The organism is Barnesiella sp. An55 (genome assembly GCF_002161555.1).
Classification (GTDB): Bacteria; Bacteroidota; Bacteroidia; order Bacteroidales; family Barnesiellaceae; genus Barnesiella; species Barnesiella merdipullorum.
Genome location: NZ_NFHZ01000009.1, coordinates 122,025 through 131,880, shown reverse-complemented (window position 1 = coordinate 131,880; position 9,856 = coordinate 122,025). Strand labels below are relative to the sequence as shown.

The 9,856-nt window shown below is 52.4% G+C and carries 10 protein-coding genes; 4 read left to right on the top strand and 6 right to left on the bottom strand.

Annotated features, from left to right (window positions below):
- Positions 1-270 (top strand): hypothetical protein (locus B5G10_RS12705; RefSeq protein ID WP_158098794.1); only part of this gene is annotated, 270 nt, incomplete at its 5' end.
- A 188-nt stretch (positions 271-458) separates the two neighbouring features.
- Here B5G10_RS12705 and B5G10_RS07380 read toward each other — a convergent pair.
- Positions 459-1,208 carry a UDP-2,3-diacylglucosamine diphosphatase gene (locus B5G10_RS07380; protein WP_087424080.1) on the bottom strand — a complete coding sequence of 250 codons (750 nt, stop codon included), beginning with the start codon at positions 1,206-1,208 and terminating at the stop codon, positions 459-461.
- A 12-nt stretch (positions 1,209-1,220) separates the two neighbouring features.
- The gene (locus B5G10_RS07375) at positions 1,221-1,541 is read right to left on the bottom strand and encodes an iron-sulfur cluster assembly protein (protein WP_087424079.1); all 321 of its coding nucleotides are present in this window, start codon (positions 1,539-1,541) and stop codon (positions 1,221-1,223) included.
- A gap of 218 nt (positions 1,542-1,759) precedes the next feature.
- Here B5G10_RS07375 and B5G10_RS07370 point away from each other — a divergent pair, with 218 nt between their 5' ends.
- From B5G10_RS07370 to B5G10_RS07360, 3 genes are all read left to right on the top strand, one after another.
- Complete coding sequence (locus tag B5G10_RS07370) at positions 1,760-2,371, top strand: porin family protein (protein WP_087424078.1); 612 nt, start codon at positions 1,760-1,762, stop codon at positions 2,369-2,371.
- A gap of 160 nt (positions 2,372-2,531) precedes the next feature.
- The gene (gene priA / locus B5G10_RS07365; protein ID WP_087424077.1) at positions 2,532-4,997 is read left to right on the top strand and encodes a primosomal protein N'; all 2,466 of its coding nucleotides are present in this window, start codon (positions 2,532-2,534) and stop codon (positions 4,995-4,997) included.
- A gap of 38 nt (positions 4,998-5,035) precedes the next feature.
- Complete coding sequence (locus B5G10_RS07360; RefSeq protein ID WP_087424076.1) at positions 5,036-6,127, top strand: SGNH/GDSL hydrolase family protein; 1,092 nt, start codon at positions 5,036-5,038, stop codon at positions 6,125-6,127.
- Positions 6,128-6,270: 143 nt separating this feature from the next.
- On the opposite strand, the gene B5G10_RS07355 is transcribed toward B5G10_RS07360, so the two are convergent.
- From B5G10_RS07355 to B5G10_RS07340, 4 genes are all read right to left on the bottom strand, one after another.
- On the bottom strand, positions 6,271-6,981 hold the full coding sequence (locus tag B5G10_RS07355) for an SGNH/GDSL hydrolase family protein (protein ID WP_087424075.1): 711 nt from the start codon (positions 6,979-6,981) through the stop codon (positions 6,271-6,273).
- Between the two features lie 60 nt (positions 6,982-7,041).
- Entirely contained in the window at positions 7,042-7,764 is a 723-nt protein-coding gene (locus tag B5G10_RS07350; RefSeq protein WP_087424074.1) for an SGNH/GDSL hydrolase family protein, read from the bottom strand.
- An 89-nt stretch (positions 7,765-7,853) separates the two neighbouring features.
- Positions 7,854-9,134 carry a serine hydroxymethyltransferase gene (gene glyA / locus B5G10_RS07345; protein WP_087424073.1) on the bottom strand — a complete coding sequence of 427 codons (1,281 nt, stop codon included), beginning with the start codon at positions 9,132-9,134 and terminating at the stop codon, positions 7,854-7,856.
- A 24-nt stretch (positions 9,135-9,158) separates the two neighbouring features.
- On the bottom strand, positions 9,159-9,854 hold the full coding sequence (locus B5G10_RS07340; protein ID WP_087424072.1) for a porin family protein: 696 nt from the start codon (positions 9,852-9,854) through the stop codon (positions 9,159-9,161).
- Positions 9,855-9,856 lie beyond the last annotated feature (2 nt).

Here is a 9,856-nt window from a genome sequence, read left to right as displayed (position 1 = left end):
ACCACATGTGAAGACCCACAGAAAAAGCATTTTTTGTGCCATATTTATAATAATCTTCACAAAGATATTAAAATCAATGCTTTACTGAGGTTTCATCCTGAATTTTGTCGACTAGGCCTTGCTTTGCAAGCTATATCACATGAGGTAGAGGTGGGTAAAATGGGAGGAGATAGTAACAAAAAAAGAGCTTTTTCGCAAAAGCTCTTTCTTTATAGGTTTTCAATAGGTATTAATTTTTTTAAGGTAAAAAAGATTGTTTTAGGTTATTGACACAAAGGACAACTTTTTTTTGCAGATAAACAAACAAAAAAATATGTTTTATAATATACTTTTTTAAGTACTTTTTGTGTTGTATGGGCTGTAAATGATTGTTAAATAAGCTATTGGGGTGACTTTTAATCTGTAACTGCGAATGTGTAAAAAATATTAAAATTGGATTTTTGCTCTCTATTTTACCATTATTCTTCGATATAATCATATAAAATGATACCTGTTTCATCGGCTACGGCATAGGATGGATTTTTAATCCAGTCGCCCAGGATGATGATGCGGCTTTTTTGGGGGAGAGCCAGGTCGAGCAGGATATGTCGGTGCCCGAAGATGAAGCAGTCGATGGGATGTTCCTTGCGGTATTCCTTGGCAAAGCAGACCAGATGCTCGTTTTTCTCGCCCTGGTATTGGGCATAGTCGTCGCCGGTTTTGCGACTGTGGGCCGACCACCGCAGGGCAAAGGCGACGGTCCACCGCGGGTGTATGGCGGCATAGAGCCGTTGGCAGAACCGGTTGCGGAAGATGCTGCGAAGCAGACGGAACGAGCGGTCGCGCTGCCCCACATTGTCGCCGTGTGAGAGGTAGAATCGTTTGCCGCCTATCTCGGTGACGAGGCTGCCGTCGTGTATGGTGATGCCCAGTTCGTGGGGCAGGTAGTCGAATATCCAGATGTCGTGGTTGCCGATGAACCAGTGAATGTCGATGCCGCTGTCGCTCAACTCGGCCAGCTTGCCAAAGAAGCGGGTAAATCCCCGGGGCACCACATAGCGGTACTCATACCAGTAATCGAGGATATCGCCCAGCAGGTAGAGGGTGCCGGCATCGGCCTTGATGCTGTCTAGCCAACGCACAATGCGGCGTTCGTATTCCAGCGGGTTCTCGATGTATCGGGCTCCCAAATGGAAGTCTGATGCGAAATAGGTCTTTGTTCCGGGCATAGGCGATATGGATTACAGTAGTCCAAGTTCGAGCTTGGCCTCTTCGCTCATCATGTCTTTATCCCATTCGGGCTCGAATACGAGCTGGATATCAACACTCTTTACATTCTCGATACTCTCGACTTTCATGCGCACATCCTCGATGATAAAGTCGGCCGCGGGGCAGTTGGGGGCCGTGAGAGTCATCTCTATTTTCACGGCACCGTCATCGACTTCAATATTATAGACGAGGCCGAGGTCGTATATGTTGACCGGAATTTCGGGGTCATACACGGTCTTCAGCATCTTGACGATCTCTTCTTCGATAGTAGGTTTATTGTCGGTTATGTCCATAAGCGAGTGTATTGTTTTTTTCGATTGTCGAAGATACGCTATTTTTTTTGATAGCCGATAAGAGCCTGTAAATTTTTGTATTTCTTGTCGATTTCTCGTTCGATTTTGTGATTTTAATATATTTTATCTTATCTTTGTGCAAAGAGGTGTCGCGAAATGGGTTATAGAAATAGTCTGTTCTGCGACTAAAAATTAGAAATACAAATAAAAAGAGATTTATGAAAAAGACAGTTTTTTGTGTAGCTCTCATTGCTGCCTTGTTTTTGGCGATTCCGGCCAATGCACAGTTTAAGTTTGGACCCAAGCTTGGTGTGAACATCTCGTCTCTCTCTCTGGGTGGAAACTTGTCTGAGAATTTGAAATCGAACAATATCACGAGTTTTACGGGTGGTATCATGGCCGAGTTTATGGTGCCCGTTATCGGGGTGGGCCTCGATGCTAGTGTGATGTACTCTCGCAAAGGATCTACCTTGAAAGAGGTTACTTCCAACCTGACAGAGACGCATCACACCGATTATATAGAGATACCTATCAACCTGAAGTATAAATTCTCGTTGCCGGTGGTAGGGTCGTTTATGTCGCCCTTTGTCTATACCGGTCCCAGTTTTGCCTTCCGGGTAGGCGACAACTTGGCCGATCAGTACAAGAACAAGAGTTTCGAGACGGCCATCAATGTGGGCCTGGGTCTTGAGTTCTTCAGCCATTTGCAGATTGCAGCCCAGTATGGTTGGGGCTTGGGCAAGACCATGGAGCTCGATGACAATCTGATCAATGCAACCTTGAACGGTAAGAGCCGGGCATGGACCGTAACGGCAGCCTATCTGTTCTAATCCAACATAAGATAAGGAATAAATACCATACGGCGGGGCTGGGAGTATGACTCCCGGCCCCGCTCTTTTTTGTATTGCGCCGGTTTGTCCCTACACTCATTTTGTGCTATCTTTGTACGAGATAGAGCCGGGCCCCTCCCGGGAAGAAGCGTTTTGAGTTATGAACACATTTGCCGACGTCGTATTGCCTTTACCGCTTTACAAGTATTTTACCTATCGGATTCCTGCCGACTGGCAAGCCTCGCTGCAACCCGGCAGCCGGGTGGTGGTACCTTTTGGCCGCAAGAAATACTACACGGCTATCGTGGTACGTTTGCACGACGTCATGCCCCAGGGATACGAAGTGAAAGAGATTCTCTCGATACTCGACGACCGGCCCATCTTGCGGCGTCCGCAACTGCAATTCTGGGAGTGGATTGCCGACTATTATCTTTGCTCGGTGGGCGATGTCTATAAGGCCGCCTTGCCTTCGGGGCTGAAACTCGAGAGCGAGACGACCGTTACACTCAATGCCGACTTCGAGGAGCCCGACGATGACCGGCTGAAGGAGCGGGAATGGATGCTGCTGGCCGCCCTCGGGAAAAAGTCGCGCATGACCGTGCAGGAACTCGAGAAGGAGAGTGGCATGCGCAACATATTGCCCACGCTTCGCCTGTTGCTGGAGCGTGAAGCCGTGTTTGTTTCGGAGCAGATCAAGGCGCACTACCGGCCCAAGACCGAGACCTACATCCGCCTCACCTTTGCTCCCGGCGATGATACCGCCTTGCGCAGCGCTTTCGAACGGGTGAAACAGGCCAAGAAGCAGGAGGTGATGCTCCTGTCGTTTCTCGATTTGTCGCTCTTCATGCAGCGGGGCAAGTTGCGAGAGGTATCGCGCAAGGCACTGCTCGACCGCTCGGGTGTATCGTCGGCCGTGTTGGGGGCAATGGTCGAGAAGGGAATATTCGAAGTCTATAAAAAAGAGATAAGTCGTTTCGATGCGGCAACCCTTCCAGTGGGAGAGATTGCTCCCCTGAGCGAGGTGCAGCAGACGGCCTACCGGCAGATACTCGATTCGTTCAAGGAGCACGCGGTGACTCTGTTGCACGGTGTCACTTCGAGTGGTAAGACCGAGATTTATGCCCACCTCATTCAACGGGTGTTGGACGAGGGGAGGCAGGTGCTCTATCTGGTCCCCGAGATTGCCTTGACTACCCAGTTGACCAACCGCCTGCGCAAGATGTTTGGCGATAAGCTGGTGATTTATCACTCCAAATTCTCGGACAACGAGCGGGTCGAAATCTGGAACACCCTGCTCGACAGTCGTTTGCCTCGACTTGTGTTGGGGGTACGCTCGTCCATCTTCCTGCCTTTTGCCGACCTGGGGCTGGTCATTGTCGATGAGGAACACGAGACCTCCTACAAGCAATACGATCCGGCCCCTCGCTATCATGCCCGCAATGCGGCTATTGTGTTGGCCTCGATGCACGGGGCGAAAACGCTGTTGGGCACGGCCACGCCGGCTATCGAGACCTACTTCAACGCCCGCCAGGGCAAATATGGACTGGTGGAGTTGAAGCGTCGGTTCAACGACGTGGAGTTGCCCGAGATTATTCCGGTCGATGTGAAGGAGATGCGCAGGAAAAACCGCATGCGGGGAAACTTCTCGCCTGAGTTGCTCAACCGCATGCAGACGGCCTTGCATGAGGGCGAACAGGTAATTCTTTTCCAAAACCGCCGGGGATTTGCCCCCATGGTCGAGTGCAAGCAGTGTGTCTGGGTGCCCAAGTGCGAGCATTGCGATGTGAGCCTTACCTACCATAAGCGCTACAACCAACTCACCTGTCACTATTGTGGTTATACCTACGAAATACCCAAGGTGTGTCCCGCCTGCGGGCAGCCCACCATTGGGGTGATGGGTTTCGGGACCGAGCGCATCGAAGAGGATATCGCCCAACATTTCCCGGGAGTCCCCGTGTCGCGCATGGACTTGGATACAACCCGTTCGCGCAACGCCTATGAGCAGATTATCGACGACTTTTCCAAAGGGAAAAACAAGATTCTCATCGGTACTCAGATGATTACCAAGGGACTGGATTTCGACCAGGTGAGTGTGGTGGGTATCTTGAGTGCCGACCAGATGATGAACTTTCCCGATTTCAGGGCTCACGAACGGGCCTTCCAGATGATGGAACAGGTGTCGGGTCGAGCCGGGCGCAAGAGCAAAAAGGGGGTGGTGGTGTTGCAGACCTCCGATCCCTCGGCACCCCTTATCCGCCAGGTGATGGCCCACGACTACGAGGGAATGTATGCCATGCAGTTGGCCGAGCGCAAGTCCTTCTCCTATCCGCCTTATACCCGATTGATATATATCTATCTGAAGCATCGCGACGAAACCCTCCTGCAGGAACTTGCGGTGCGTTATACCTCGGCTCTGCGCGAGGTCTTTGGCAGCCGGGTACTGGGGCCCGACAATCCGCCGGTAGCCCGTATTCAGTCGCTCTACATCCGCAAGGTGGTGCTGAAGATGGAGCTGGCCGCGTCGATGTCGCGCGTGAAGGAGATTTTGCGGCAGGTATATGAGAATATGCTGGTCGATGACCGGTTCAAATCGCTGCTACTCTATTACGATGTCGATCCTCTTTAATGAAGACTCATCATGTAAAACATAAATTATAATGAACCATGAAACGTGGAATTTTATTCATTGCATTGTGCTGTTTGATGCCGCTCTTAGTATGGCCGGCAAACAAGAATTTGAAGTATGTCGAGGCTTCGAGCCTCACCCTGGTTGGGAAGGCGATGCCTACTCCCGCGAATGTCTATCACCGGGTCGATGTGGAAAAGTATAGCGATATGCCTAAACATGTGAAAAACCTGTTTACCTATTCGGCTGGTTTGGCTGTCAGTTTCAAAACCAACAGTCCTACCGTGGTGGCTCGCTGGACTACCGAAGGCAAGCGTGTGATGGGCAATATGACTCCTATTGCCCAACGGGGGCTCGATCTTTACATGTATAGTGACGACGGTTGGATGCCGGTTGGTGTAGGTACTCCTACGGCCGGGAAGACAGAACACGAGTGTTGCCTGGTCAAGAACTTGAAGTCGGGCGAGCATCGTTTTCTGTTGTATCTCCCCCTGTTCGACGAGATTACTTCGCTCGAGATTGGGGTCGATTCGGCTGCCGTCATTACGGCAGAGCCGTCGCCTTTCCGCCATACGATACTGATTTATGGGTCGAGTATTCTGCACGGGGCTTCTGCCAGCCGTGCCGGGTTGGCCTATCCGGCTCGTATGGCTCGTAACACGGGCTTCAATTTTGTCAATTTTGGATTGAGCGGTAGCGGTAAGATGGAGCCTGCCGTAGCCAACATGTTGAAAGATGTCAGGGCCGATGCCTTTGTGCTCGATTGCATGCCTAACCCCTTGCCCGAGGAGATTACCGAGCGCACCCAGTATTTGGTAAAGACGATACGTGAGCATCACCCCGGAGTCCCTATTATCCTGGTCGAGACTTTTATGCGTGAGGATGGGTATAGCGACCAACAGATGCACGAGCGTTGTATCCGTCAGAGCGAGGCATTTATCGAACAGTATGAACTGTTGAAAAAGGAGGGAGTAAAAGACATTTACCTCATTCGCGATAACCACGCTATCGGTACCGATCACGAGGGATCTATCGATGGTACTCACCCCAACGATCTGGGCTTCGACCGATTGGTGCGACAATACCAACCCCAGATTATGAAGATATTGAAACGATACGGCATCCGATAGTTGCAGGGTTTCGTATCGAGAGACAGAAGTGTCCGACCGCAAAGCGTTTTCTGTGTCCGGCCGCTTCAGGTTAAGACAGAAAGAGGGACCATGTCGGCGATTTCTACGACGCGGTCCCTCTCTTGTTTTTTGTCGGGGTTGGGCTATCGGGCCAAAGCCTTTTCGATAGCCTCTACCGCCAGAGGCTCTATGATCTTGTACCCGTCGAGGGTGGGGTGTACACCATCGTTGCCATAGGCCGGGTTCAGCCCCATCTGGTCATCGACGAGGGGCGTATAGAAATCGGCATAGGTCAGGTGGTTCTCCTCGGCATAGGCTTTAATCTGCCGGTTCAGCTCGACGATCGTCTCGGCCGGTTTTACCTCGGGGGCCCAGCGGTAGCGGTTGGCGGGAAGTACCGAGCAGAGCACCACCTCGATGCCGTTGGCCCGGGCCAGCTGTGCCATCGACACGATATTGTCCATAATCATTTTAATGTTCGAGGGGCCGGTGTTGCCGGCAATGTCGTTGGTGCCGGCCAAAATGACTACTGCCTTGGGCGCGAGGTCGATGACATCCTGACGAAACCGCAGCAGCATTTGCGGCGAAGTCTGCCCGCTGATACCCCGGCCTATGTAGTTGTGGGTGGTGAAGAAGTCGGGATCCATCTTGGCCCAGTTTTGGGTGATGGAGTTGCCCATAAATACCACCCATTTTTTTTGCGCTTCGGCCGGGTCGTTGCGGCGGGCCTCCATGAGTGCCTGGTTGTCGTCGCGGTAACGGTTCAGGGCGGGCCAGTCCTGGGCGGCGCACTCGACAGCCGAGGCTCCGGTCAGCAGCAGGGCCGACAGCAGTAATTTTGCTTTTGTTTTCATAAGACTGCGATTATAAAGTGAGAGGGGTATTCTTCCAAAATCGGAGGCTCCTTTTTTATTTTACTTGGTTGGCTCGTTGGCGAGAGCCTGTTCGATGCCTTTGACTACCAATGGCTCGATGAGCTTGTATCCCTCGAGCGAGGGGTGGGCGGTATCGATGCGGTAGGCCGGGTTCAATCCCTTCTCGTCATCGACCAGGGCCGAGTAGTAATCGACAAAGGGAATTTGGTTGGCATCGGCATAAGCCTTGATTTGCCGGTTCAGCTCGATGAGCAGGTCGGCCGGTTTGAGTTCGGGAATCCAGTAGAAGTGGTTGGAGGGGAGGGTCGAGCAGAGCACCACTTTGATGCCGTTGGCCTGGGCCAGCTGGACCATCGACACGATATTGTCCATAATCATTTTAATGCTCGAGGGACCGGTGTTGCCGGCAATATCATTGGCTCCACCCAGAATCGCCACGACCTGGGGTTTGAGGTCGATGACATCCTGACGGAATCGCAACAGCATCTGCGGGGTTGTCTGTCCGTTGATGCCCCGGCCTATGTAGTTGTGACTGGTAAAAAATTCGGGATCTTTCTCGGCCCATCCTTGGGTGCCCGAGTCGCCCATAAAGACCACCCACGTTTTTTGTGAGTCGTTGGGGTCGTTGTGGCGAGCCTCCATGAGCGATTGGTTGGCTTCGCGGTAACAGTTGAGGTTGGGCCAGTCTTGAGCTGCACATTCGGGCACGAAGGCTCCGGTCAGCAGCAGGGCCGCAAGGAACAGTTTAGCACTTGTTTTCATGGAATAGTCGTTTATGCTGTAAATGAAAAGTACACTCCCGCAACGGGGGAGTGTACTTATGTGAATGAATTGTCGATACGGTCGATGCGTTAATAGGCAAAGATGGGATAGTCCTTCATCATGCTGTTCACCTTCTCGCGCACGGCTTTGATAACCGACTCGTTTTCGGGGTTGGAGAGCACAGTGTCGATGAGCTCGACAATCTCGAGCATCATATCCTCTTTGGCTCCACGAGTGGTGATGGCCGGTGTACCTACACGGATACCCGAGGTCTGGAACGGCGAGCGGCTGTCAAACGGAACCATGTTTTTGTTGACCGTGATGTCGGCCTGAACCAGAGCCTTCTCGGCCACTTTACCCGTGAGTTCGGGGAACTTGGTGCGCAGGTCGATGAGCATGCAGTGGTTGTCGGTACCGTTTGAAATAATCTTGTAGCCTTTGTCCATGAAGGCCTGGGCCATGGTAGCGGCATTTTTCTTCACCTGAGTCTGGTAGTCGATGTACTCGGGTTGCAGGGCCTCGCCGAACGACACGGCTTTGGCGGCAATCACATGCTCGAGCGGGCCGCCCTGTACGCCGGGGAATACGGCCGAGTCGAGCAGAGCCGACATCTTCTTGATTTCGCCTTTGGGAGTCTTTTTGCCCCAGGGGTTGTCGAAGTCTTTGCCCATGAGGATGATACCGCCGCGGGGACCACGCAGGGTCTTGTGGGTTGTCGAGGTGACGATGTGGGCATATTTGAGCGGGTTGTCGAGCAGACCGGCAGCGATGAGTCCGGCCGGGTGAGCCATATCGACCATGAAGATGGCCCCGATCTCGTCGGCAATCTTGCGCATGCGGGCATAGTCCCATTCGCGCGAGTAGGCCGAGGCACCGCCGATAATCAGTTTGGGACGCTCGCGCAGAGCCACCTCTTCCATCATATCATAATCGACATAACCGGTATCTTCTCTCACGCTGTACTCGAGCGGGTGGAACATCAGGCCCGAGAAGTTCACGGGGCTCCCGTGCGAGAGGTGACCGCCGTGCGAGAGGTTCAGCCCCAGGAATTTGTCGCCGGGATTGAGCACGGCCATAAATACGGCCATGTTGGCTTGTGCCCCCGAGTGAGGTTGCACGTTGGCCCATTCGGCGTTGAACAGTTTCTTGATGCGGTCGATGGCGATTTGCTCGCTTTGATCGACTACCTCGCAGCCACCATAGTAGCGTTTCCCGGGATAGCCCTCGGCATACTTGTTGGTCAGGCAGGAGCCCATGGCTTGCATCACTTGTTCGCTGACAAAGTTTTCAGAGGCAATCAATTCGATTCCTTTACGTTGTCGTTGGTTCTCTTTTTCGATAATGTCGAAAATGACGTTGTCTCTTTTCATGTTGTTTTGTGTATTAAAGTAGTCTTACCATAAATATCCTATTGAAATGCTCAACTCGTTGACGGCGCGCGAGAGCTTCACTTGCCCTACCTGAGTGTCGTCGTTGCCGAGTCGAAACGATTGGTCTTTCGAGTTCTTTATGCAGTAGGCATACCGGAAATCGATATAGAGGTGACCGATGGTGGTGCTCAGTCCACCCACCGCATAGAACGAGAAGCTGTTGGGCTTGTCGTCATACACCAGGTTGCGCGACGTGGTGCTGGAGGTGTTGATGCGACTGGTCTCGTTGCAGATGTAGGAGACGCGAGGCCCGGCAAACAGGTTCATCAAGAAGGGTCCATGCTTGGTGATGTTGTATCCGTAGAGCACGGGGACATCGACGGCATAGGACGAGGTGTTGATCTTGTTCAACCCGTAGTCGGGGTTATAGAGTCGTGTGTGCGACTGGTGCATGCCCACCTCGAGCTGAATGTAGTGTCGCTTGATGTTGTACCGGCCGATGAAGGAGCCCGACAGACCCAGACTCGACTCGGAGTCCGACTCGTCGATCTTGTTCCCGTCGAGAGTCATGTGCCGTATATCGACCAGCGGTGCATTCACACCCACGCGAATACCCCAGTTGAACCGTTTGTTCACGTTCAACTCCTTGACCTTGATCTGAGCCTCGGCGGCGAGGGTAAGCGAGAGTGCAAGGCAGATGACGGTGGCCAGTCTCTTCATGC

Coding starts and splice junctions, on each gene's coding strand:
- B5G10_RS07380 (WP_087424080.1), bottom strand. CDS start 1,208: ATGCCCGGAACAAAGACCTATTTCGCATCAGACTTCCATTTGGGAGCC.
- B5G10_RS07375 (WP_087424079.1), bottom strand. CDS start 1,541: ATGGACATAACCGACAATAAACCTACTATCGAAGAAGAGATCGTCAAG.
- B5G10_RS07370 (WP_087424078.1), top strand. CDS start 1,760: ATGAAAAAGACAGTTTTTTGTGTAGCTCTCATTGCTGCCTTGTTTTTG.
- priA (WP_087424077.1), top strand. CDS start 2,532: ATGAACACATTTGCCGACGTCGTATTGCCTTTACCGCTTTACAAGTAT.
- B5G10_RS07360 (WP_087424076.1), top strand. CDS start 5,036: ATGAAACGTGGAATTTTATTCATTGCATTGTGCTGTTTGATGCCGCTC.
- B5G10_RS07355 (WP_087424075.1), bottom strand. CDS start 6,981: ATGAAAACAAAAGCAAAATTACTGCTGTCGGCCCTGCTGCTGACCGGA.
- B5G10_RS07350 (WP_087424074.1), bottom strand. CDS start 7,764: ATGAAAACAAGTGCTAAACTGTTCCTTGCGGCCCTGCTGCTGACCGGA.
- glyA (WP_087424073.1), bottom strand. CDS start 9,134: ATGAAAAGAGACAACGTCATTTTCGACATTATCGAAAAAGAGAACCAA.
- B5G10_RS07340 (WP_087424072.1), bottom strand. CDS start 9,854: ATGAAGAGACTGGCCACCGTCATCTGCCTTGCACTCTCGCTTACCCTC.